The following is a 24,961-nucleotide window of genomic DNA, read 5'->3' as shown; positions in this document are numbered from 1 at the left end:
ACGGTCTAGCGGTCTACGACGTTCATGGCCATGGCGCCCGAGGCCGAGCAGTACGGCCGTACCCACACGGGGCGCGCGGGGTGGATCACGGCGTACGCGGAGGGCTCGTCGCCGACGAGGGGCACCGGCGGGTAGGCGAAGGCGCCCTTGACGTCGGGGAAGTCCTCCAGGAGGTGGCAGACACGGAGCTTGCTCCGGTCGGCGGGGTCGGGCTGGAGCCACCAGTCCCAGTCCTCCCAGCGTTCGAGGCGGTGGTCGACCACGCGCCGCACGGGTGCCTCGGCGCGGAACCGCCGGCTCCCCAGCAGTTGCACGGGCACCGTGAAGTTGGTGGAGTGCCGGCCCCGGCGGCTGACCACGAAGAGCGCGCCGGGCTTCAGCAGACGCTTCCCGCAGAGCACGCCCTCCACCGCGATACCGGTGTCGGTCACCTCCACGCCCACGCATTCGGCGTGGTCCTGGCGGAGCACACTGCGCAGCATCAGGCGGCCGTTGGGCTGTGCGTACGGGAGGTTCCAGCCGACCGGGCCGGTCGGGGGCCTGGCCACCAGGCGGTCGCGGGCGTCGATGAGGGCGCGGGTGTCGCGCAGGCCGGCCTTCATGTGGACGGCGCCCGTCTTCGGGGCGCGCATGGTCACCTGCCAGCGTCCGTCGCCGAGGTGGTCGAGGGCGGAGGGGGTGATGGCGGCGGTGTAGCGGGTGCCGCCGTTGTCGAGCGGTTTGCGTACGGTGCGCAGCGGCAGGTCGGGCAGCCGGTCGCCGTCGGAGGGCTTGTGGCGGAGCACGAACTGCCAGCGGTGGCGGCCCTCGGCGGGGCCGTCGGTGGCGAAGCGCAGCCAGCCCGCGTCGTCCGCCGTGACGTCCACGGTGGCCGCGGCGAGGGAGGTCGGGGGTACGACGGCCAGGGCCTCGGCCTTCTTCCGGGGTCCGGCGGGCGCCCGGTACCCCTTCGTCCGGGCGGCGCGGCGGCGGGCCGCGTCCTCGAACAGCTCGACATAGCGGGCGGCGACGGCGGCGGGGTCGTAGCGGGCGGAGTTGCGCTGCGCGGCGGCGCCCATGTCGCGGCGCAGGTTCTCGTCGGCCATCAGGCGCCGCAGCCCCCAGGCGACGGCGTCCACGTCGCCGTTGGTCACGAGGAGGCCGTCCTCGCCGTCGGCCAGGATCTCCCGGGGGCCCACGGGACAGTCGGTGGAGACCACGGGCAGGCCGCAGCGCATGGCCTCGACCAGGGTCATACCGAAGGACTCGGCGCTCGACGTCACGGCGGCGATGGAGCCCTTGGCCCACTCCGACTCGATGGGTGAGAAGCCGCCCATGAGCAACGCCCGTCCCGCGAGGCCGAGTTCGGTTACCAGGGCGCGGAGCTTCCCGGCCTCACCGCCGTCGCCGTAGATGCGCAGCTGCCAGTCGGGGAACTCCTCGGCGAGCATCCCGAAGGCGCGGACGAGAAGGTCGTACCGCTTGATGTGGTGCATCCGGCCGGCGCTGACGACGACCTTGTGCGTGCAGTCGGAGGGCGGGACGGCGGGCCGGGGCACGCTGTTGGGGATGCCGACGACGGTGAGGCCGGGGATCGGGGTGTGCTCCATGAAGGAGCGGGCGTCGGCCTCGGTGACCGTGGTGATGCCGTCGAGCCGGGGGTAGACGCGGGCCATCTCGGCGCGCACGGCGGGCGGGATGGCCAGGTGGGTCATGTGTTCCTGGGCCACCCGCAGGGCGCCGTCGCGGGTGTGGGCGGCGACGAAGAGATTGAGGCTGGGGCGGGTGCCGACCACGACATCGGCGTCCGTCTTCTTCAACTCGCGGATGATGCGCTGGTCGGTGAATCCGCTGTACTGCGCGAAGAACTCCTCCTGGCGCGGCACCACTTCACTGGGCTCGTCGCTGCCCGCCGCGCCCCGGTCGCCGGATCCGGGCCGCAGGTCGACCAGCGCGCGGACGGTGATCCTCGGGGAGATCTCGAACTTGGTGGCGGTCGTGCGGCGGAACACCGAGACGATCTCGACCTCGTGGTGGACGGCGAGCGCCTCGGCGAGGTTGATGACCGTGCGGTTGGTGCCCCCGATGCCGTAGATGTTGTTGATCAGGAAGGAGATCTTCACCGGACCTCACGCTCCTTCCGCTCGAAGGGACTCGGCACGGGGTAGTAGGAATCGAGGAACCGGCCGAGCATCGCCGTCTGCCGGTCGATGTCGTGGCCGTCGGAGAGGGTGTCGTTGATGCAGAACGCCTGCCGGTCGCGGCGGGCCAGCAGGATGCCCAGGCGCCGCTGGATCTCGGGGCGGGCCAGGTCGAGATAGGCGAAGCTGATGTCGGAGGGCACGGCCCGGCCGGTGAAGTACGCGTAGTAGTGGTACAGCGACGACGGGATGGAGATGTCGTCCGCGCTGCGGAACCGGCTGTGCGAGGTGGCCCGGTGGGCGTCCGCGAACTCCCGCTCGATCTCGTGCAGCACACTGCGGCGCAGGGCGTACGGGGCGTGCCGGACCTTCTGCACGATGACGGAGCCGAAGTTGTCCAGCAGCAGCCGGCGGTTGTTCTTGCCGGCCGCGTCGACCGGGCGGTCGCCCTGGGTGCGCTCCCACCTCGGGACCTGGGAGGGCGAGAAGAACGTACGGGTCATGCCGTTGGAGAGGAAGAAGTCCCCCGGGGTGACGGGGCGGCCCAGGAACATGTCGTCGTTGAAGTAGAGGAAGTGCTCGGCGAGACCGGGGATGTGGTGCAGCCGGCTCTCGATGGCATGGGAGTTGAAGGTGGGCAGGGCGCTCGGGTCGGCGAAGATCTCGGAGTGGTCGACGACCGTGACGCGGGGGTGGCGGTCGAGGAGCCAGGCCGGGCGCTGCCGGTCGGTGACGACGTAGACGTGACGGACCCAGGGGGCGTTCTGCTCCAGGGCGCGCAGCGAGTAGCGCAGTTCGTCGCGGCTGATGTAGCGGGCGGCGTTCGCGGACTCGGTGTGGTAGCCGGTGTGCCCGAAGTCGGCGCGGCGGCGCTGCCAGGCCGGGTCGTCGCCGTCGACCCAGGTGTAGACGACGTCGACGGGGAAGCGGACGTCCTCGGGGAGGGCGTCGGCGCAGGGCGCGATGGTGCGGACCGCGCGGGTGCGGCGGGTGTGCAGGGCGGCGAAGCCGGTGAGCCGGCTGACGGGGACGGTGACCCGGGGCTCGGCGGGCGAGACGTCCTCGGTGACCCGGTTGGGGCGCGGGGCGACCAGGCGGCCGTCCTCGGACCGCCAGAACTCGATGTCGCAGCCGTGTTCCGGGCCGAGCACCAGGGAGCCCGCCGGGTCGCTCCACAGCATGCCGACGCGCAGCACCCGGGCCTCCCCCGCGATCCGCCGGCCGGGCTTGGAGCCGCACAGCGCGGTACGGCCGGTGGCGGTCTCGCCCCGGCAGGCCGTGACGTACACCGGTGCGCTCGCGGCGCAGCGGTCGAGGGCCGCGCGCACCCGGTCCCGGTCGGTCTCGGCGACCGCGAGGCAGGAACGGAAGTCGGAGTTGCCGCGGATCGCGAAGTAGTCGACGCCCGCCTCCTCCAGCAGGCTCACCACCAGTTCGAGGTTGGCCTCGCGCAGCCCGAGCGGCGACACCGTGGGGCGTACGAGGGCGATCTGCGCCCCGGGTCCGGCCAGCGCGGCGAGCCGTTCCTCCGCGCGGAACAGATGCGGCCAGCGGCGGCGGGCGCGGGCCGCGCGGAGCAGCCGGGAGCCCAGGGTGACCGACTGGAGGTGGCGCAGCAGCTGCTTGAGCGCCATGCGCAGCCGCGGCGGGACGCGGCGCGCGATACGGCGGCGCAGCCCGGTCGGGACGAGCGTGCGGTACGCCCCGACCAGGGCGGACGCCTCGGGATTGCCCATGCTCACGACTGGTTGTCCGACCCCTCGGAGTCCCCGTGCTCGAAGACGCTGGGCACGGGGTAGTAGCGGCGCAGGAAACGCAGGACGGCCTCGGTGCCGCCCTGGGCCGGGGCCTGCGGCGGAAGCGGCGTCGTCCGCCCGGAGGGCGGGCCGGGCGGCGTCTGGTGCGTGCTCTCGGCGTGCCGGGCGGAAGGCCTCGTACTGGATGTACTTGGGCTTTCGCCCGGTGCGTCGAGAGTGCGTGCCAGGCGTCGCCCGGCAGGCGCCACTTCCGCCGCAGGCCCCAGGGCCTGTGGCGCGCCCAGGCCGGTGAGTTGGAGCTGTTGGCTGTCCCTGCGGACGAGCAGCCGCTCCAGGTGGTGGGTGAGGCCGGGGAGGGCGGTGTGCAGGGTGACGGTCGCCTCGCCGGAGGGGTCGGCGAGTCCGGCGACGGCGCCGAAGTGGTGGATCAGCCCGTCCATGGGGTGGGTGCCGGTGGCCGCCGGGGCCGTCTGGACGTCGGGCAGCGGCAGGAGCGCGGCGGCGCCCGACTCCGCGAGCCGGGACAGGGTCTCGCAGCTGTACGGCTGCGGGCCCTCGGCATAGCCGTGCGCGGTGACCCGGCCGGTCGCCGCGTACGCGGAGCGGGTCCAGGGCGCGAAGGACTCCTGCGCGGTCCAGGGGCCGCGGCGGGGGCGGGTCACACCGTGCGGGGTGAAGTAGTCGAAGGCCCGCACGGGGCGGCCGAGCAGCGCGCCGGGCCGCAGCAGCAGGAAGTGGTCGGCGATGTCGGGCAGTTGGTGCAGCCGCCACTCGGCGCCCGGCCGGGCGGGCACGATGCTGAGGCGTTCGTCGGCCCGCAGCCAGTCGGGGACGGGGGCCTGCGCGACCACGTGGACGACGTCGGTCCAGGGCGCGTACTGGTGCAGCGAGCGCAGGGCGGCGCGCAGCAGTTCCTCGCCCCAGGGGGTGGCGTGCTGGTGGAGCAGGACCGCGTCGACGGGGAAGGTGATCTCCTCCAGGCGGGCGATGTCGAAGTTCTCCAGGGTGATCGTCGGCTCCATGGCGCCGTCGATGTCGAGATAGCCGGAGAGCCGGTCGAGGCCGATCTCGATGCCGAGGGCGTCGCTGGGCACGGCCCGCTGGACCCGGTTGGGGCGCGGGCCGACGACCCGTTCCCGCGGCAGATCGGTGTTGACGGTCCAGAACTCGATCTCGACGCCCTGGTCCTCGCCGACCCACAGGTTCTCGGTGGGGTCGGTGCGCAGCCAGGTGAGCCGGATCACCCGGGCCTTGCCGAAGTGCTTCCACGCCTTCACATGGCTGCCCGGGATGTCCTGGCTCTCGCTGTTCGCGGGCGAGACGGACACCACGTACCCGGTGTGTTCCTCCAGCAACGCGCGTAGTGCCCGGCGGACCGCGCCCTTGTCCCGCTGCTCCACGGCCAGACAGATCCGCCGGTCGTCGAGGGCGGGCACCGCGAACCAGGGGATGTCGGCGGCGTCGAGGGCGTGGGTGACCAGGTTGTGGTCGAGGCGGCGGGCGAGGTCGACGGTCAGTCCGCTGTGCACATGCCCGATCCGGCCGTCGTACGCCTGGGTGCGGCGCTCGGAGTGCCCGAACTCCGCCTTGCGGACCCGCCGCAGGGCACGCTGGTGCAGCCGGGCCTCGCGGCGGCCGAGGGCACGGGCCAGCGACCGCTTGGCCTTGCGTCGGACGCGTCCGGGGACGGTGGTCGCGGCGACGGTACGGACCGGCTGCGGGACGAGGCGCTGATAGACGTGGGCGGCGGAGCTCAACGACGTCTGGTCGGACACGTCATGAACTCCGTTCCATCGCTCGCGGGGGCTTCGTCGCTTCTGGGGACTTCGTCACTTGCAGGGGCTTCGTCACTTGTAGGGGCTTCGTCACTTGTAGGGGCCATGCATCGGGTCGGAGGTCCGCTCGTCGGTCGAGCGGACCCCGTCGGGCGCCGTTCACCGCTCGTACGGGCTCGGGGTGGGGAAGTACGCGTCGAGGAATCCGTCGAGGAGTTCCTGCTGGGCCTCGATGTCCTCGGGCGTGGAGAACGCGTCGTTGAGACAGAAGCTGTCCTGGTTCCGGCCGTCGAGCAGCCGGCCCAGCCGGTCCGCGAGGTCGGGGACGGCCAGCTGCAGATAGGTGAAGGGCATCGAACCGGGCTGGGCCCGCCCGGTGAGCGCCGCGTAGTAGAGCGCGAACGACGAGGTCGGGGAGAGGTCCGTCATCGCGCGGAACCGGCTGGCCGAGGTACGCGCCCAGGCCTCCGGGAAGTCCCGCTCGGCCTCCTCCATCGCCGAGCGGCGCAGCGCGTACGGGATGTGCTCCATCGGCTGGGTGATCACCTTGCCGAAACGTTCCTTCAGGAGCGCACGGTTGTTCTTGCAGGCCGCGTCGACCGGGGTGTCGGTCTCGGTGACCGGGCCCTGCGGGATGCGGTTGCGGGAGGGGAAGTAGCGGGCGGTGCCGGACGGGGTGAAGAAGGCGTGCGGGGCGACCGGGCGGCCCATGAACATGTCGTCGTTGAAGTACAGGAAGTGCTCGGCGAGGCCCTCGATGTGGTGCAGCTGGCTCTCGATCGAGTGCGAGTTGAACGTCGGCAGGTCCGCCGGGTCGCGGAAGATCTCGCGGTGGCTCGTGATCCGCAGACCGGGCAGGTCCTCGCGCAGCCAGGCCGGGACCTGGTCGTCGGTGACGATGTGGATATTGCGGATCCAGGGTGCGAACAGATGCAGCGACCGGACCGAGTAGCGCAGTTCGTCGCGGCTGATGAAGCGCGCGTCGCTCGCCGACTCGGCGTGGTACGCCTCGCCCTTGGCCAGCGCCTTGCGCCGCTGCCACGCGGGGTCGTTCCCGTCGACCCAGGTGTAGACGGCGTCGACGGGGAAGCCGATGTCGTCCGCGCAGTCGACCAGGAACTCCGGGCGGGTGGCGAGCGCGGGCGCGAGGTGCGGCGGGGTCCAGTCCGACACGAAGCGGCTGAACAGCCGGGCGGCGCCGTACACGTTCACGCCCCGCGCGGCGACGGCCCAGGTGGCGCGGTTGGCGCGGGGCGCGACGAGGTGGTCGCCGTGCGGCTGCCAGAACTCGACGGCGCAGCCGTACTCGTGGCCGAGCAGCAGATGCCGGCCGGGGTCGGTGCGGTACCAGCCGACCTGGACGATCCGGGCCGTGGAGACCCCGCGCCAGGCCTTCGGGTCGCGCGAGGAGACGGGGCGGGCGGGCCGGGGCGCGTCGGGGTCGATCACGCTCAGATGGCCGGGGTACTGGCCGAGGCCCCGGAAGACCGCGCCGAGCACCCGCTCGCGGTCCTGCTCGGCGACGGCGACGACGGTGCCGTGGTCCGAGGTGCCGCGCACGGCGAAGTACGGGACACCGGCCGCGTCGAGCAGGGAGGTGAGGGCGCCGCGGTTGGCCTCGCGGGCCGCCAGCGGGGTCAGGCCCGGCTCGACGTAGACATCACCGCGCTCGGCGGCCACCGCGGGGTTGGGCGGGTGGCCGGAACTCTGCGGCGGAGAGGCGGAGGGGATCCGCCGGGCATGGCTGGAATCACCCGGTGTCCGTTGGACGCCGGGCTCGGAAACGGTTGTCACGCCTACTGCCCCTCAACCCCCGTTGGCCACCCGGCTTCGCACCCCCCGGGGCGAAACGTGACCACTTACACACCGACGACACTGTCGGATTCATTCATATAAAAACTTGAACCTTGCACAGGTCTGGCACATCATCACGACCAAATCAGCCAACTGTCAACAGCAGGCAAAAAATGACAGAAAACACACAGCAAACGACATCGTGACCGAACTCTCGGTAACCGAAGGGTGAACAGGGTGCCACCCGACCCGCCCTGACGGTCGGTTTATAGTTCGGACTCGTCGCATTTTGTCGAACATTCGTATGTCTGTGCCTCCTGTGTCGCCAGGGTCGGCATCGATCGCATCAAGCCACACCACGAGAGGACACCGAGGCGCCATGACGCACGCCCTGACGGAGCCGGACCAGAGCCCGAGATCCAGGCGTGCGCCGTCGAGTCGCCGGGCCGGGCGGCAGCGCGGGCGCCGGGTGTGGCGCTGGATCGCGCTCGGTCTGGTCGTCCTCGTCCTGGCGGCCGGCGGCACCGGCTACTGGCTCTACAGCGACCTCGACGGCAACATCGACGGCGTCGACCTCGACAAGGCGATCGGCGACGACCGCCCGGAGAAGCTGCCCACCTCCGGTCAGAACATCCTGGTCCTCGGCTCCGACTCACGCTCCGGGAAGAACGCCGACCTCGGCACGGGCGATGTCTCGGGCGCCCGCTCCGACACCGCGCTGGTGATGCACATACCCGAGGGCCGCAGCGAGGCCGTCGCGATCAGCATCCCCCGCGACACCCTGGTGACCCGGCCCGAGTGCGTCAAGTCAGACGGCTCCACGCTCGCCTCCGCGAAGCGTGTGATGTTCAACTCGGTCTACTCGCTGGCCGGTCCGGCCTGTGTGGTGAAGACCGTGGAGCAGATGTCCGGCATCCGCATGGACCACTTCATGGAGATCGACTTCGCCGGGTTCAAGGGGCTCGTGGACGCGATAGGCGGCGTGACGGTCACCGTCGACGAGGCCATCCACGACAAGTCCAGCGGCCTCGACCTGGAGGCGGGCACCCACCGGCTCGACGGCACCCAGTCCCTGGCCTTCGTCCGCACCCGGCACGGCGTCGGCGACGGCAGCGATCTCGGCCGTATCGGCCTCCAGCAGCAGTTCATGATCGCCCTGCTGGGCGAGATCAAGAAGCAGGACCTGCTGGGCAGCCCCACCAAGGCCTACAGGATCGCGGACAGCCTCACCGAGTCCCTCACCACCGACTCCGACCTCGACTCCCTCACCGCGCTCTCCGACTTCGCCCGCAGCATGAACGGCGTCGACCCGGCCACCATGGAAACGATCATGCTCCCGGTCGCCTACGACAAGACCGACCCCAACCGGGTCGTCGCCGCCGAACCCCAGGCGACGACGCTCTGGAAGGCCCTGCGCGCCGACAAGGAGATCCCGGACTCGGCGAAGAAGTCCCCGGCGACGGGCGGCGCCTCGTAGGTGTGGGTCCGGTCAGGGGCGCGGGGACCCACCCAACACTCCAGGAACACACGTACGACAGATAACCCATAGGGCTGAATTTCGTACGAACACGGGCGCTTTCTGCGTGCCGGAGGTTTGACTGTGCATCCCGCCGATGGTCGCCGCACGACCACGGCGCGGGGACGGACCTACCGGGAAAACGGGAAAGCGGAGCGCGCGAGAGCCGATGAGTGTCGAGTGGTATCGGTCTCCCCACCCGCGTGCGGTGGACGGAGCGCCTCGGCGCCGCACGCCTCTCGTCCTGGCGCTGGCCGCGCTCACGGCGTTCGCCTCGATGATGGCCTTCGGCAGCCCTGACGACCGGCTCCGGCCGGAGCTGGAGGACGGCTCGGTCTGGCTCCCCAGCAGCGGCCCCGGCCTGCTGACCCAGATGAACGGCGTCGCCGTGTCACCCCAGTTCCAGCTGCCCGTACCCGCGTTGCGCGGCCATGACCGGATGACCGTCGCCGAGGTGACGGGTCCCGGGCGGCGGGCCGTGCCGCCGGACGCCTCCGGCGACACGGCGGCCGACCCCCGCTCCCTGGTCGTCACGGACTCCTCCGGCCGCCTCGGCGGCGACTCCTCGTACTCGTTGGTGGACCCCGTCAGCCTGCGTGTGGAGGGACCGTTCGCCCCGAGCGACACCTGTGCCCACACCGTGATCGGGTCCCGCGTGTACTGCGTCGCCCCGGAGCGCGGCGAACTCGTCGAGGTGACACCCGGCTCCCCTCCGGCCTGGGAGCGGCGGACCCGGCTCGGCGGTCGCCTGGGGCAGTCCGCCGAGGACAGCGACGGCACCCTGTGGGTGGCACTGCCCTCGGACGGGACCGTGGCCGCCGTACGGAGCGGGCGCGGCCGTGAGCGGGTCCGCCGGACGGCCGTCGGGGAACCCGGCGACCAGGTGTGGCTCACCTCGGTGGGCGGCGCGATGTACGCCGTCAACGCCGACAGCGGCCACTTCGTCGCGCTGACGGGCGAGCACGCGCGCACCCGTGTGCCCCTGCCCGAGTCGGTGTCCGGCCGCGACCCCGTGACGGGGGTGGGTGCGGCCTCGGCGTCGGCCGCCCATCTCGTCCTGCTCCTGCGGTCCGGAAAGCTCGTCTCCCTCGATCCGCGTACCGGAGCGGGGATCGCCGTCGTCAGCACAGGGGTGCGCGCGGACGCCGAGCTCGGCCGGGCCTTCGTGGAGGCGGGCGATCTGGTGCACCTGCCGAAGGGGCGCAGCGGGCGGGTTCTGGTCGCCGACATGCGTACGGGTCGGCTGCGCGGGTCGATCCGCGTCACCACCCGGGCCTCCGCCCACCTGCGTCTCGTCGAGCGGGCGGGCGTCGTCTGGATCCACGATCCCCGGGGCCCGGAGGGTGTCGCGGTCCGCCGCGGCAAGGCGCAGCCGTTCCGGAAGTACGAGACGAACCAGCCGCCCCGGGGCACGCACGGCGGACCCGACGGCGAGCCGTCCACGTCCTCCTCCCCCTCACCCACCGCCACCACGGACCCGCCCCCGCCCAGCCCCACACCCTCCACGTCCGCCACCTCCTCCGCCGACACCCGACAATCGGCGCCCCCGGACAGTCCGCGTCCCAGCCGCTCCGGTGGGTCCCCCAGCGGTACGCCGAGCGGTACTCCCTCCGGCAGCCCGAGCGGGACTCCCCGTACCGGCACACCGAGCGGCACCGGCGCTCCCGGAACAGGCGGCGACAGCGGGCCCACCGCCTCGGGCGAGCCGCGCAACGGGCCGTCCGGCGGCACGGGCGGCGCCAACGGTCCCTCCGCCGCGCCCTCGTACACGAAAGGGCCGGACGGCGCACCGACCCGCGTGGCCACACTGCCGGCCGCCGGTCCGGCCAAGTTCCGGCCGGACGGCTCGGTCATCGCCCTCGGCGGTGACCTGTGGGACATCAGCGATCCGGCCGACGCCCATCGCCTCGGCCCGTTGTCCGCCGAAGCCGTCAAGGCAGGCGTGTCCAACCTGGTCTTCACACCGGACGGAAAGACCCTCTTCGCCCGCAGCCGGTACGAGATCTTCGTCCAAGGAGTCGAGGACCCGTCCGCTCCCGTGCTGCTGACCCGCTGGGTCGCCCCGCACAGCACGGGCAACAGACTGGAGCTCTCGGCCGACGGCCGACGGCTCGCCTACGGGTTCTCCGACCTGATGGGCAGGAGCGGCAACTTCTTCGTGGACGACGTCTCGGTGCCCCACGCGCCACGCCCGTTCGCAGGCGGTGGCATCCAGGTGCAGAGTCCCGTCTGGAACACCTCGCTGAGTGCCGACGGAAACCTGATCGCCGTCTCCCTCAGCTCCCAGACGGCCATTCTCGACCTCTCCGGCATCGCCCCCGGAACCGAGGAGTCCGGTCCCGGGCCCGCGGCTCAGCAGAGCCTCGTTCCGAAACTGCGGGAGGCGACCTTCGCACCGCGGGGGCCGCTGCTGGTCGCGGCGCACGACGACGGCGGCTGGGCCGTCCTCAGCCTTGAGAACCCGGCCGATCCGCGAACAGTCGTCAGAAACACCGATGTACGTGATGTCTCCGACTTCGTCTTCAGCGAGGACGGCGGACGGCTCGCGTTCATGGCGAACGACCCGGTCACCGGTGCCCGGACCGCACAGCTGTGGGACATGAGCCGGCCGGAGCGTCCACGGCTGATCCACCGGGTGCCCTCCTCGTCCGGCGACCGCCTTGACCTCGACCCGACCGGCAGGCTCCTCGCGGTGAGCGGCGACGACAAGACGGAGTTGTGGCGCTTTCCCTGACGATCGACCACCTCCCCGCCCACCCCCCTCGCCCTCTTCGCCCCTCCACATCCCCCCATATCCCCCCACATACCCCCACATCCCGCTGAGCGGAAGGCTCCCGACCATGTCCCAGTTCCCGCCGTACACGGCCTTCGACGACGGGGGCCGTGTCGCCGAGGGCTTCCACAGCCTCCTCAAGAACGTCGAGCAGGTGATCACCGGAAAGACGCACGCCGTCCGACTGGCCCTCACCACCCTGTTCGCCGGGGGGCATCTGCTTCTTGAGGATGTGCCGGGCGTGGGCAAGACATCTCTGGGGCGAGCCGTCGCCGCGTCGATCGGCGGCGAGTTCCGCCGTATCCAGTTCACCCCCGACCTCCTCCCCTCGGACATCACCGGGGTGTCCTTCCCGCCCGGCCTGGAGGCGGCACGCCAGGGGGACTTCCGCTTCCTGCCCGGCCCGGTCTTCGCCAACATCGTGCTGTGCGACGAGGTCAACCGGGCCTCGCCCAAGACGCAGTCGGCCCTTCTCGAAGTCATGGAGGAGGGGCAGGTGACCGTCGGGGGCGACTCCCACCCGGTGCCCCGGCCCTTCATGGTGGTGGCGACACAGAACCCGGTGGACTTCGACGGCACCTACGCCCTCCCGGAAGCCCAGCTCGACCGGTTCCTGATGCGTGTCCGGCTGGGCTACCCGAGCGAGGAGGCCGAGTTCGGCCTGCTCAAGGCGGAGGGCGGCGGCATGGCCCGGACGGAACCCAGTCCGGTGCTGAACGTCGACGAGGTCAGGAGGCTCACCGAGGCCGCCCGCAGGATCGTGGTCAGTGATCCGGTGCACCGGTACATCGTGGCGCTGGTGACCGCCACCCGGGCGCCCGATCCGAGGATCAGGCTGGGTGCCAGTCCGCGTGCGGCTCTCGCGCTGCTCCGGGCCGCCCGGGTCTGGGCGGCGGCCGACGGTCGCCACTTCGTGGCCCCGGAGGACGTCCGCGAACTGGCAGGTCCGGTACTCGCGCACCGGCTGCCGCTCACGTCCGAGGCGGACTTCACACGGTCCGACGCGGAGGACTTGGTGGCCGAACTGCTCGGCAGGCTGAAGGTGCCGCGTTGATCACTCGCCGGGGTCTGTTCCTGGTGGCCATGAGCGTCGCGCTGGGCGTCCTGTCCTCGGTGCTCGCCTCCCCCGCTCTGGCCGTGCCCGCCTCGGCCGGAGCGCTGGGACTCGCCGCCGCCCTCGTGGTGACCCGTCCCACGACCGGGGCGCGCGCCACGCTGCACACGACGTCGGCGAGCGTGCCCCGGGGCGCGGAGGCGCGGGTGGAGATCAGACCCCGACCCGGCGCGCACCTGCCGAGGTTCGCGCACCTCCGGCTGGAGCACGAGTGCCCGCACGAGGCACCCGCTTCCCTGCCGCTGCCCGTACAGGCGGAGCGGCCCCTGGAACTCGCCCTGCCCACGACCCGACGAGGACCGCTGCGCATCGGCCCCCTCGTGCTGCGCCAGGAGGATCCGCTGGGCCTGTTCCGCCGCGACACGGAACTGGCCGCCGCCAGGACCGTGGAGGTGCACCCCGCCGTGACTCCCGTGGCGGTTCGGAACCTCGCCCGCGGCCCGGTCGACTCCGGCGACGGGCAGCGGGCCGGGGCCTCGCTCGACGCCGACTTCTTCACTCTGCGCGCCTACGACCACGGCGACGACCCCCGGCACATCCACTGGCTCAGCAGCGCCCGCAGCGGGCAGCTGATGGTCCGCCGGTCCGCCGAGCCCGTCCTGACCCGACTCACGCTGGTGCTGGACCTGGATGCCTCGTCGTACGCGGACGGCATGCTGTTCGAGGAGGCCGTCGACGTGACGGCGTCCCTGCTGGTGGCCGTGGTGCGCCAGGGTGCGACGGCCCGGCTCTGGACCGTCGCGGGCGACGCGCCGTCCTACGAGGCCGAGTTCGGCACCGGCGTCCGGATCCTCTCCGAGCTGTCCCGCGTCGAGGCCGTGACGGAGGCGGACACCCGTCCGGGCAGAACCGGCGCGACGGGGCGGACGGCCCCGCGTCGCGGTGCCGTAGGGGGCCCGGTCACCGTCGTCACCGGGTCCCGCCGGTCCGGGGCGCCGGTCCTCCCCCCACCGCTCCGGGGAGCGCGGTCACGCACGGTCCTGCTGCGCCTTGGCCCACCGGGGCCCGGTCCCGCGCACGTCTCCCGAGGCACCGTGGTGCGGACAGCCACCGACGCCGTTCACGCCCTTGCCCTGTGGTCCGCGGCGATGAGGCCGTCCGCGACGGGAGGGACCTGATGACAGGACAGCGATCGGCACCGGACAGGCTCGTCGTGCCCCTGGTGGCGGGCATGGCCGCCTGGGGCGCGGGACTGGTGTTCCACCGCGCCTTCGGGTACGGGCCGCTGCTGCTCCCCCTCGCCGTCGCGGCGTTCGTACCGCCCCTGTGCCTGGCGCTGTGTGCGGTGCGCCGCAGACTGCCGCCCGTGGAGTGCACCGTGCCCGGCTCCGCGGTGCTGGGTCTCCTCGTCTGCGCCCTGACGCTCTTCGGGGACGGCGGCGGGACCGGATGGTCCCCCTGGTCCGCCGTGGGTGCCGCCGCGGAGGCGGCGCCCCGGGGCTGGATCCGTCTGCTCGGACACGGCCTGCCCGCGCCCGCCACCCCCCGGCTCCTGTGTTTTCCCTTCCTCATGACCTGGTTCGCCGCCCTGCTGGGAACGGAGGCGGCGCTGCGGCTGCGGGCCGGCGGCATCGCCTGTCTGCCCTCCGTGTCACTGCTGATCATCGGTGTGGCGTGGTGCGTGCCCGGCGAGGGCTCCGCTCTGCCGCAGGCGGTCGTCGTCACCGCGGCGGCGGGCGCGCTGCTGGCCCTGCCGCACGCGGACCGCGCCCCCGGCGACGCCATCGCTCCGGCGACGCGGCGACCGATGTCCCGCCGGGCCCTGACGGCAGGCGTCTGGACGACCTCGGTGGCGACGGCGGCCACGGCCGTCACCTGGTCGGTGCCCTGGCCCGCGCAGAGCGAGGGCTACGACGTACGGCGGCATGTGACGGCGCCCGTGCACACGTCCACGTCGGTCGATCCGCTGGCGCAGCTCGCCCACTGGCGGCGGTCGCCCGGCACACCGCTCTTCTCGGCGCGCGGCCCCGCCACGGAACGCTGGCGGCTGTGCGCGCTCACGGTGTTCGACGGACAGCGCTGGGCTCCGGAAGGCACGTTCGCACCGACCGGCGGTCTCGTACCGGCGGGCGCCGAGTCGCGTGCGCGGACCCAGCGGACGGTACGGCACCGGGTCGTGCTCTCCGGTCTCGACGGCGGCTTCCTGCCGGTGCCGGCGGAGCCCGTACGCGTCTCCGGTCCGGCGGTGGCGATCAGTCCCCGGGACGGAGCGGTGCTCGTGACCCGGCCGTCCGGGCGGGGCACCTCGTACTTCGTGGACTCGGCGCCGCGCACCACTCCCCCGCCGGTCGAACGGCCGGGGCTGCGTGTGGCCACGGCGGGACGGGCCGGCCCTGCCGCCGGTGCCCTGCCGCCCGGAGCACCCGGTGCCCTGCGGGAACTGACACGACCGTCCGCCGCCGATACCGATGCCGGTTCCGACGGCCCGTACGCCCGTGCCGCCGTGATCGCCACGAGGCTGCGCGAGGGGTACACCCATGTGCCGGACGCCCCCGGTGTCACCACGTACGGCGGTGTCGCGCGGTTCCTCGCGGAGCGGCAGGGTCCGGCCTCGGTGTTCGGTGCCGCCTTCGTCCTGGCGGCCCGGCAGAGCGGTCTGCCCGCACGTCTCGTGGTCGGCTTCGCGCCGGGCGCCTCGGGCGGCGGCGCTCGCGAGCACCGAACCGTCGAGGTGACAGGGCGGGACGCCCGGGTCTGGGGAGAGGTGTACTTCGAGAACGTCGGATGGCTGCCGTTCGATCCGGTCCCCGGGGCGGGCAAGCCGCGCTCGGTCGATGTCCGTCCGTCCGCGACGCCCGAGCGGCCGACACCGTCACCGTCCCCGACTCGTCCCAGCGCGGCACACGCGCCCTCCCCGTCACCCGAGAGCGCCTCCTCCCCACGACGTGCGACTCCGCGCGCGCTCGCGTCCGATCCGTCGACGTGGTTGCTACCGCTGTCCCTGACGCTGTTCGGGCTGCTCTTTCTCACGCGGGCGCTGCGGCTGACCGTCCTGCCCGTGCTGCGCGAGCGGGCTGCCCGGAGGGCGGCGCTCCCGTCCGACCGGGTCCGCGGTGCCTGGGACTCCGCCGTCCGTCGGCTGGGCCACTGCGGGGTGGAGGTGCCGTCGTCGGCGAGCGTCACCGACGTGGGCCGACTGCTGGCCCAGGCCGCGGGCACCGGGTCCGAGGCCGCCGCGAGCGGCTTGGCACGGGCCGCGCAACGGGCTCTGTACGGCGAGCCCGGACCGTCAGGCAGCGGCCGGACCCCGTGTGTCGGCGCGGAGGAGGCCGACCGCGCCTGGGATCTCGGCGACCGCCTCGCGAAGGGCCTGCGGCGGCGCTCGGGGCTCGGCGGTTCGCCGTGGTGGCCGCTTGTCGTGCCGGGGCCGCTGCTCTCGGCCTGGCGCGGCGCACGGACGAAGGCGCGGGAGTCCCGGGAGAAGGCACGGGAGAGCCAGGGTGCCGACGAGGCAGACACCTCACGGAGGTCGCGAACGCCATGACCGAGACGGCCCGACAACGCACCGCGGCCCGGCCCCCGCTGCTGGGCACCGCCGGAGCGGCGGTACTGGTGGCGACGGCGCGCACCGCCGACGACACACGGTTCCCGCCGGTCGAGGCCGCCGAACGCTCCGCCGACGACCTGGCCCGTGTGCTCACCGAGCGCTGCGGTCTCGCCCCGGAGCGGGTGCGTCGAGTCGTCGACCCCGCCGGGCCCGAGGAGGTCATCGCCGCCGTGGAGAGCGCGCTCGCCCTCGCCCCCGACTCGCTGCTGCTGTACTACGTCGGTCACTCGGAGGTCGGTGAGAGCAACGAGCTCCGGCTGAGCACCGGGCGCACGGGCGCGCTCGGTACGGCCATGCACTACTCCTCGCTCGACTTCGCCCATCTGGTGAAGACCGTCGGCTCGGCCACCCCACGACCGCGCGGCGTCGTCGTCGTACTGGACTGCTGCTACGCGGGCCGCGCCCTCTCCGTGAACTTCGGCCCTCTGCGGCAGAGTTACCTGCTGACGGCGGCCTCGGCGGACGAACAGGCACTGGCTCCGGTCGGCGAGCGCCATACGGCGATGAGCGGTCGGCTGATCGAGTTGCTGGAGCGAGGGGCGGCCGGACTGCCCACCGATCTGACGCTCGGGGACGTCGCGGCCCATCTGACACGGCAGCTGAGCCCGACACCGACCGTCCAGTCCCGTGGCAGAGCCGAACTGATGGTGCTGGGCCGCAACGTCCATCCCGAGGCCGCGGCCGACGACTCGGCGCCCGGGGAGCGGCATGTCCGCGACAGCGGGGTGTGTCCGTACCCCGGTCTCTCTCCCTTCGACGCCGGTACGGCCCACTGGTTCCACGGCCGTGAGCGGATCATCAGCCGCCTCGCGGTCTGTCTGACCGCGCCCTTCGGTCCGCCGCTGCCGGTGATGCTGCTGGGTCCCTCGGGTTGCGGCAAGTCCTCGCTGATCCACGCCGGGCTCCTCCAGGATCTGGCGCGGGCCCGGACCGTGGCGGGCAGTGAGCACCGTCCGCGGATCGTGCTGGCTCCCACCCACCGCCCCCTGGACGCGCTCGCGGAGGCCTTCTCCGCCGACCTGGGCAGACCGCGCGCGACGCTGCGCGCCGAACTGGACCGGGGCGGCGCGGCGACCATGACCACCTGGGTGCGCGAGGTGGCCGCGCGGCGGAGCACACCACCGGGCCGGCCCGCGATCCCGGCACCGCAGTCCGCCGGGGCGGTGGTTCCGCGTCCCGGGGCCGCCGACGGCCGCGTGCCGAGGGCGAAGGACCGGGTTCTCGGGCCCGTCATCGTCGTCGACCAGTTCGAGGAGGCCTTCACCCTCTGTGAGGATCCGCGCGAGTCCTCGGCGTTCGTCGAGGCGCTGTGCGCGGCGGCGCGCGCCACGGACCCGGCCGACGGCGAACCGGCCTCGCTGTCGGCCCATGTCCTGCTGGCTGCCCGAGCCGACTTCCTGGGTGCCCTGGCCTCCCACCCCCACCTGCTCGAAGCCCTGAACGGCAATCAGATCGCGGTCGGCCCGCTCAGCCACGACGAGGTGCGCGAGGCCGTGCTGGGGCCCGCGCACGCGGAAGGGCTGGCGGTGGAGGAGGGGCTCGTCGAGCTGATCATCGCCGACCTGGACGTGTCCCCCGACAGCGACCACGGGCCCGGCATGCCCGCCGCGCCGGCACCGGGCCGGAACAGACCTGCCGAAGGAACATCCGTCCGCGGAACGTCCGTCCGCGGAACGTCCGGGCAGGCCGAGTACGACGCGAGCGTCCTGCCGCATCTCGCGCAAGCGCTGCGGGTCACCTGGGAGAACCGGAGCGGCGGCCTCCTCACCCGTGCCGCCTACCGGTCCTCCGGCGGTATCGCCTCGGTCGTCGCCACGCAGGCCGACAGAGCCTTCCAGGGCCTCGGCCCCAAGGAGCGGCGTATCGCGCGGCTGCTGCTGACCCGGCTGGTCCAGTCGGTGGAAGGCAGACCTCCGACCCGGACCAGGACGACCCGTGACCGGCTGCTGCGTGAACTCGGCGACCCCACGGGTACCCGGCACGTACTGGAGCACCTGCGGGCGGCCCGGCTGCTGGCGCTGGACACCGATCCGGCGACGGGCCGGGAGACCGTGCGGCTCATCCATGAGGCGCTGCTGCCCGCCTGGCCGACGATGCGCGACTGGCTGGAACAGGACCGCGACTGGCTCACCCGCCGACAGCGGATCCTCCAGGCTGCCCACGCCTGGCACGAGGCCGGGGGCGACGAGTCGGTGCTGTACACGGGCCGGATGCTGGACGAGGCCTGGGCCGCCGCCGACACCCGGCCCGCCGACGACCTGGGCGCACTCGGATGGCGTTTCCTGCGGGCCTCCGCCCGGCGGGAGCGTATGTCCGCGCGTTCCCTGCGGAGGCTGCGCCGGTGGCATCGGCTGCTCGCGGCGGCCGTGGTGGCGCTGCTGCTCGTCACGGCCGGTGGCGCGTGGGACCGGGCGCGGATCAAGCACTCCCTGACCGCTCATCAACGGGCGGCGCTGTCCCGGTCCTTGGCCGCCCGGTCGGACGAGGTGCGCGAAACCGACCCGGTGCTGGCGGGCAGGCTCGCCGTCGCCGCGTACCGCACCGCGCGGACCGCGCAGGCCCGCGCGAGCCTGTACGCCAGTGCCGCGACCGCGCTGCCCGCCCAGGAGTCACAGGGTTCGTCGACCGTGCTGCCGGCCGCCGAGACCCTGGCGTTCGACCCGCGCGGGAACCGGCTCGCCGTTCAGGCGCACGGGCGGGTGTGGCTGTGGGACACCGTCCGACACCGGCGGACCGCGACGCTCGATCTGCCGCAGGGCTCGGCGCTGACCGCGCTCCGCTTCAGTCCCGACGCCGCCCTGCTGGTCGGCGTGGACTCCGACGGGCGGCTGCTGGTGTGGCGGACCGGTCCCGGCCGGCCTCGTCCGGGCCCGACCGTGGTGAGGGAGGCAGGAGCCGAGTCGCTCGACACCGCCGACCTCACCTTCCGCGCCGACGGCGGCATGCTGGCGGTAGCCCAGACGCTCCCCTCGTCCATGGGCCAGGAGGGAAACCGCGACGTCACGGAGCTGTGGCGGGTGACCGACGGCGGCGGGCTGGTGGCCGACGGCACCCTGCCGGACGCCTTCGCCGTGTTTGGCCCGCACGGCGACATCCTCGCCGAACGTCGTGCCGACGGCCGCCTCCTGCTGCGTCACGCCCGTACGGACGAGGGCCGGACGCTGAGAGGCCCGCTGCCCAGGAGCAGGCGGGCGGATGTGCGCGGGCTGCCGCTGTCCTTCAGCCCGGACGGACGGCGCCTCGCCGAGGCTCGGGCCGGAGGACGCGTGGCCCTGTGGACCGTGCGTCCCGACGGTGGCGGCGCGGCACTGTCGTCCCCCGCCGAGGGGTTCCGACTCGGTACGGAAAAGGTGACCGGTGTCGACTTCTCCCCCGACGGCCGGGCCCTGGCCGTCGCCGCGGACGGCGTACGCCTGTGGGACGTGAGCCGGGCCGGCGAACCACGGCTCGCCACGACCCTGGAGCCCGGCATCGAGTCGCCCCACGTTTTCCACCCCGCGCCGGTCCACAAGGCGGTCTTCGACGGCCACGCGTCACTGCTGGCGACGACCGGCGGGACGACTCGGCTCTGGAACACGGGCTGGCTGCTGAGCCCCGGGCATCTGACGACGCTGCACCTCGCCGCGGCCCCTTCCGCGGTGGCACTGTCCGATGACGCCGGCACGGTCGCGGTCGGCCTGCGGGACGGCTCGGTCCACGCATTCCCGCTGGACGGCGAGGTGGGCCCCGGCACCCGGGCACCCGAGCCGGTGCGGATCTCCGGCTCCACGGCGGGACCCGTCGGCCTGCTCGCGTTCCGGCCCGGCATCGGCGGCCTGCTGGTCGGGCGGAAGCGGACCACCGAGTCGTGGCGGCTCGGCCCGGGAGCGCCACGACCCGGCACCATCCGGATCCCGGGGCGCACGACGGCGCTCCAGTACGCGCCCTCGTCCGACACACTGCTGACGTCCGACGCCACGGGCCGTCCCCGGCTGTGGGACCTGTCGGCCGCCTCGGGTCCGCGGCGGCTGCCCGCTCTCGGGTCGGAGACCCTGGCCGACACCGCGCAGCCGGCCGTTCTCGGCGGCGACGGCACCCGCCTCCTCGTCCAGGGCGCCTCGGCCCCCGCCCTGTACGACGTCACCGATGCCGGGGCCCGTGCCCTGAAGGTCGCGGGGTCCGACTGGGTCTCCTCCTCGTACACGGTGTACGTCCCTTGGTCCCGAGTCGCCCTGTCCTCCGACGGCCGGCTCCTGGCGACAGCTCACGGGAGCACCCTGACGACCGCTGCGACGAACGATCCGGTGCGGCACGGCTCGCGGGCCGCTCTCCCCGCCACCATCACGGCCATGGCCTTCAACGAGCGGGGCACCCTCCTGGCGACCGGTGACGACGCCGGGCACGTCCGGTTGTGGAGCGCGGACACCCGTGGCCGGCTCCGTGCCCTGACCGATTCCGCAGGCCCGAGCCCGGTCTCCGCCCTGGCCTTCGGCCCACAGGACACACTCGTGGTCGGTCATGAGGACGCGACGGTCACCGTGTCCCGGCCGTCCCCCGAGTTCCTCGTCTCCCGACTCTGCGCCGTGACACCGCCCGACGCCATGACGGCGGCCTGGTCCCGGTACGCGAACGGAGTACGCCCGCAGGACGCGTGCCCCGACCCCTGACCCGCCCACCGCCGCAGGTGCCGACCCGAACCCCTTCCGCCCCGCTCCCCTTTCTCACCCAGGAGACCACGTGGACCAGATGATCCTGACCGTCGCGGCGCACCCCTCGCACCCGATGACCGCCGACGACCTGCGCGACCTGTACCGCAGGCTCGGGGAGGAGCCGGACATCGACGGCGTACGGCTGTGTCAGGAGCCGGCGGCGCCCGGCACCCTGGGCGGCCCCCTCACAGCCCTGGAGATCATCATGACCGGAAGCGCGGTCACCGCCTTCGCCTCGGTGCTGCGCGCCTGGATCCGGGTGCGCGCGGTTCCGGTGAAGGTCTCGGTGCGCAGCTCGCACGGTGATCAGGAGTCGGAGGTCGTCGTGGAGGCGAAGGTGACGGGAATCGACACCGAGGAGTTCCGGCAGACACTCAGCGAAGCCATGGACCGAGCCGGCCTGTCGGCCGACGTACGGGGCACGCTCGGGGCGGGCGGGGACGACGGCCGGTGGCCGCCGGCGACGGGGCAGCGGTCCTGAAAGGCATGGGGCGCAGCCCCTGCTTTTCAGGGGCGCGGGGAACCGCGCGAGCAACCACGAACGACCCGCACCCGCCGACGCACCCACCCCGGTGGATTGGCTCTGGCGCCGTCACACAAGGACAGACGGCGCCAGAGCCAATCCACCCTCGTCCCGCTGCACAGCGACCCGCAGCGCCCCGTCCGCCCCGAGCACCCCCAGCACGACCCGCCCGTACGCGTCCCGGGCCAGCGCCGGCGCCCCCACGCACCGCTCGCCCGTGGGCGACCACCACACCCCGGCCTGCTCGTTCTCCGTTCCGCACGCCGCCAGCATCACCTGCCCCTCGATGTCCCGATGGGCCAGCACCACACAGTCGTAGCCGTCGAGCGGCGCCCGCAGCACGGCGACCGGTCCCTCGGCCGGCGCCCCGCCCAGCGGAATCACCCACCCACCGGGCCGGTGCGCGACGACACCCCCGGTGGCCGGGTCGGTCCAGTAGTACGTGGCCCGGTCGGGCCCGGTCTCCAGCCCCACCGCGCTGCCGCGCAGCACCGACAGCGGAATGGTCGGCGTCTGCGCGAACGCGCCGTCGGGCTTGTCCTGGGTCCAGCGCATGATGAGGTCCTGGCCCCCGGCCATCACCTCGACCCGCCCGGAGGCGTACGCCACCACCGCCACCGGGTCCCGCACCCCGCTGCCCTTGAGGTCGGTCCACGGGCTCCACTTGCCGCCCGCCAGCTCCCGGCGCAGCATGACGCCGCCGCCCGCGTTGCGCACGAGGACATGGACGTCGCCGCCGGCGCTCACGGCCCCGGCCGGTATCCCGAACCGCGCGGCCTTCACCGGGTCCTTGTGCGGATTGCCCAGCGAACGCCACTCGGTGACCGGCCGCCCGGTCTGGTACTGGATGGCGTGCACGATGTCCACGGCGGCCGGACCGTCGCCCTTGGCGGTCTCCCGCCGCCCGAGGAAGTGCACATAGCTGTCCGCGCCCCGCACGAGGTGGAGGTCGGTCAGTCCGGCCACGGGGAAGAGGTCCGGGCCGGTCCACTCGGCGCCGCCGGGCCGGCTCTGCGTCCAGCGCAGCAGCCCCGTACGCGCGCGGGCGTACGCGGTGAGCCTGCCGTCCTTGCCGAGGACGAGCCAGGTACCGGCGAGGGTGGTCTCGGCCCGGTGCCGTCCGCCCCCGCCGTTCGCCGAGGTGTCGGCCGCCGCCCCCTGGGCAGCGGCGCGCCCGGATCTGGTCCGCATGACGTGACCTGCCCTTTCGATGACGCTCGGCGCGGCTCCCCGGCCGCCTTCTCGCACAGGAACGCGGAAGGCCGAGCGGCCCCCATCATAGGATGAACGTTTCACCAACCGGGAGGGGCTGCCGGGCGTGCGACCCTGTCCGCATGGACGACCCCCTGCTTGTGATCGTCGACGCGGCCAATGTCGTGGGCTCCGTCCCCGACGGCTGGTGGCGCGACCGCCGGGGCGCGGCGGAACGCCTGCGCGACCGGCTCGCCCGGGACGGGGTCCCCGGCCGGGACGAGCCCGTCGAACTCGTCCTGGTCGTCGAGGGCGCCGCCCGTGAAGTGGAACCGGTCCCCGGCGTACGGGTCGAGGCGGCCCCCCGCAGCGGTGACGACCGCATCGTGGAACTGGTCGCCGAGGAGGCCCGCGACCGCCCCTGCCTCGTCGTCACCGCCGACCGCGAACTACGCCGCAGAGTGGGCGAGTTGGGCGCCGAGGTGACCGGTCCCCGGGCGGTGCGCGGGGAGTCCTGAACGGGCGTCCACCGCGAGGCCCGCCCCCGTACCGACGACGTGGCCCCGTGGGCACCCGCCACAAGCGGAACCCACGGGGCCACAGCCACCACGGGACTACAGGGCTACCGGCCTACGCGGCGCCGTTCCCCGGCGGCCTCCCGCCGACCTCGTCCACGGTGGTCTCCTCATGGCGTCCGAGGCGGCTGTGCGAGCGGCCGTAGACGAAGTAGACGACGAAGCCGAGCGCCATCCAGCCGGCGAAGCGGAGCCAGGTCTCGGTGGGCAGGTTGAGCATCAGCCACAGCGAGGCGAGCACCGAGAGGATCGGGATGAACGGCACCCAGGGGGTGCGGAACGCCCGGTGCAGATCGGGGCGGGTCCGGCGCAGGATGATCACGCCGATCGCGACGACCACGAAGGCGAACAGCGTGCCGATGTTCACCAGCTCGGCCAGCTCGCTCAGCGGGGTGAAACCCGCGAGGACCGCGATGACCACACCGAGCAGGATGGTCGGCCGGTGCGGGGTCCTGAACCGCGGGTGGACATGGGAGAAGAAGCGCGGCAGCAGTCCGTCGCGGCTCATCGCGAAGAACACCCGGGTCTGGCCGAGCAGCAGGATCATGCACACCGTCGTCAGACCGACGGCGGCGCCGAAGCTGATGAAGCCCGCGAACCACGGATGCCCGGTGGCCTTGAAGGCGTCGGCGAGCGGCGCGGTCACCGACAGCTCGCTGTAGTGCCGCATCCCGGTCACCACGATCGACACCGCCACATACAGCGTGGTGCAGATGACGAGGGAGCCGATGATGCCCCGGGGCATGTCCCGCTGCGGGTTCTTCGTCTCCTCGGCGGCCGTGGCGACGACGTCGAAGCCGATGAACGCGAAGAAGACGACGGAGGCGGCGGTGAAGATGCCCATCACACCGAAGTTGGAGGGCGCCCAGCCGAACATCAGCTGGATCAGCGGGGACTGCAGGCTGTCCCCCGCCGGCACCGCCTGCGCCTTCGGCACGAACGGGTCGTAGTTCTTGCCCTCGACGAGGAAGGCGCCCGCGATGATCACGGTGAGGACGACCGTCACCTTGATGGCGACGACCACCGAGGTGACCCGCGCGGAGAGCTTGGTGCCGACCACGAGGATGGCGGTGAGCACCAGGACGAGCGCGGCGGCGAGGATGTCGAAGCCGAAGCCGTCCGCCCCGTCCCTCGTACTGAGCGCCGCGGGCAGTTCCCAGCCCGCGTTGGCCAGCAGCGAATGGATGTAGCCGGACCAGCCGACCGCCACCACCGCCGTCCCCAGCGCGAACTCCAGCACCAGGTCCCAGCCGATGATCCAGGCGGGCAGCTCCCCGAGGGAGGCGTAACTGAAGGTGTACGCGGATCCGGCGACCGGGACCGTGGACGCGAACTCCGCGTAGCAGAGAGCGGCGAGCGCGCAGACGACGCCGGCCACGACGAAGGCGAGGGCCACGGCGGGACCGGCGTTGTTCTTGGCCACCGTGCCGGTGAGGACGAAAATGCCGGTGCCGATGATGACACCGACGCCGAAGACCGTCAGATCCAGCGCGGACAAGGATTTCTTGAGCGCGTGCTCTGGTTCCTCGGTATCGAGGATGGACTGCTCGACCTTCTTCGTCCTGAAGAGTGTGCTGCTCACTGGCGA

General features: G+C 73.0%; 13 protein-coding genes and 1 pseudogene. 8 read left to right on the top strand and 6 right to left on the bottom strand.

Annotated features, from left to right (window positions below; translation table 11 throughout):
* Positions 1–5 precede the first annotated feature (5 nt).
* The 4 genes and pseudogenes from F9278_RS37575 to F9278_RS37560 form a co-directional block, all read right to left on the bottom strand.
* Positions 6–2,102: a glycosyltransferase family 4 protein gene (locus F9278_RS37575; RefSeq protein WP_152172275.1), complete on the bottom strand. Its 2,097-nt coding sequence runs from the start codon at positions 2,100–2,102 to the stop codon at positions 6–8.
* The gene (locus F9278_RS37570) at positions 2,099–3,862 is read right to left on the bottom strand and encodes a stealth family protein (protein ID WP_152172274.1); all 1,764 of its coding nucleotides are present in this window, start codon (positions 3,860–3,862) and stop codon (positions 2,099–2,101) included. The genes F9278_RS37575 and F9278_RS37570 overlap by 4 nt, the downstream gene beginning before the upstream one ends.
* 281 nt (positions 3,863–4,143) lie before the next feature.
* Positions 4,144–5,652: pseudogene (locus F9278_RS37565) on the bottom strand (sugar phosphotransferase); the annotation flags it as partial.
* 159 nt (positions 5,653–5,811) lie between these two features.
* Positions 5,812–7,446: a stealth family protein gene (locus F9278_RS37560; protein WP_226967121.1), complete on the bottom strand. Its 1,635-nt coding sequence runs from the start codon at positions 7,444–7,446 to the stop codon at positions 5,812–5,814.
* A gap of 379 nt (positions 7,447–7,825) precedes the next feature.
* On the opposite strand from F9278_RS37560, the gene F9278_RS37555 reads away from it, so the two are divergent.
* From F9278_RS37555 to F9278_RS37525, 7 genes are all read left to right on the top strand, one after another.
* Positions 7,826–8,923 (top strand): LCP family protein, encoded by a 1,098-nt coding sequence (locus F9278_RS37555; RefSeq protein WP_152172273.1) that lies wholly within the window; start codon positions 7,826–7,828, stop codon positions 8,921–8,923.
* Positions 8,924–9,170: 247 nt separating this feature from the next.
* Positions 9,171–11,696 (top strand): hypothetical protein, encoded by a 2,526-nt coding sequence (locus tag F9278_RS46500; RefSeq protein WP_193241815.1) that lies wholly within the window; start codon positions 9,171–9,173, stop codon positions 11,694–11,696.
* A 106-nt stretch (positions 11,697–11,802) separates the two neighbouring features.
* Entirely contained in the window at positions 11,803–12,789 is a 987-nt protein-coding gene (locus F9278_RS37545; protein ID WP_152172272.1) for an AAA family ATPase, read from the top strand.
* Positions 12,786–13,967 (top strand): DUF58 domain-containing protein, encoded by a 1,182-nt coding sequence (locus tag F9278_RS37540; RefSeq protein WP_152172271.1) that lies wholly within the window; start codon positions 12,786–12,788, stop codon positions 13,965–13,967. Before F9278_RS37545 ends, F9278_RS37540 begins: the two co-directional genes overlap by 4 nt.
* Positions 13,967–16,333, top strand: coding sequence for a DUF3488 and transglutaminase-like domain-containing protein (locus tag F9278_RS37535; RefSeq protein ID WP_152172270.1), 2,367 nt, complete (start codon positions 13,967–13,969; stop codon positions 16,331–16,333). Before F9278_RS37540 ends, F9278_RS37535 begins: the two co-directional genes overlap by 1 nt.
* Positions 16,330–21,042: a caspase, EACC1-associated type gene (locus F9278_RS37530; protein ID WP_152172269.1), complete on the top strand. Its 4,713-nt coding sequence runs from the start codon at positions 16,330–16,332 to the stop codon at positions 21,040–21,042. Before F9278_RS37535 ends, F9278_RS37530 begins: the two co-directional genes overlap by 4 nt.
* 79 nt (positions 21,043–21,121) lie before the next feature.
* Complete coding sequence (locus F9278_RS37525; protein WP_226967367.1) at positions 21,122–21,565, top strand: effector-associated constant component EACC1; 444 nt, start codon at positions 21,122–21,124, stop codon at positions 21,563–21,565.
* Positions 21,566–21,676: 111 nt separating this feature from the next.
* On the opposite strand, the gene F9278_RS37520 is transcribed toward F9278_RS37525, so the two are convergent.
* Positions 21,677–22,798: a hypothetical protein gene (locus F9278_RS37520; protein ID WP_152172267.1), complete on the bottom strand. Its 1,122-nt coding sequence runs from the start codon at positions 22,796–22,798 to the stop codon at positions 21,677–21,679.
* A 143-nt stretch (positions 22,799–22,941) separates the two neighbouring features.
* Here F9278_RS37520 and F9278_RS37515 point away from each other — a divergent pair, with 143 nt between their 5' ends.
* On the top strand, positions 22,942–23,316 hold the full coding sequence (locus tag F9278_RS37515) for a PIN domain-containing protein (RefSeq protein ID WP_152172266.1): 375 nt from the start codon (positions 22,942–22,944) through the stop codon (positions 23,314–23,316).
* Between the two features lie 112 nt (positions 23,317–23,428).
* Here F9278_RS37515 and F9278_RS37510 read toward each other — a convergent pair whose 3' ends face one another.
* Positions 23,429–24,955 (bottom strand): amino acid permease, encoded by a 1,527-nt coding sequence (locus F9278_RS37510; protein ID WP_152172265.1) that lies wholly within the window; start codon positions 24,953–24,955, stop codon positions 23,429–23,431.
* Between the last annotated feature and the right edge of the window lie 6 nt (positions 24,956–24,961).

Source organism: Streptomyces phaeolivaceus, from assembly GCF_009184865.1.
Taxonomy (GTDB): domain Bacteria; phylum Actinomycetota; class Actinomycetes; order Streptomycetales; family Streptomycetaceae; genus Streptomyces; species Streptomyces phaeolivaceus.
Note: the sequence above shows the minus strand (reverse complement) of the source record. Positions and strands in the feature narration are given on the sequence as shown.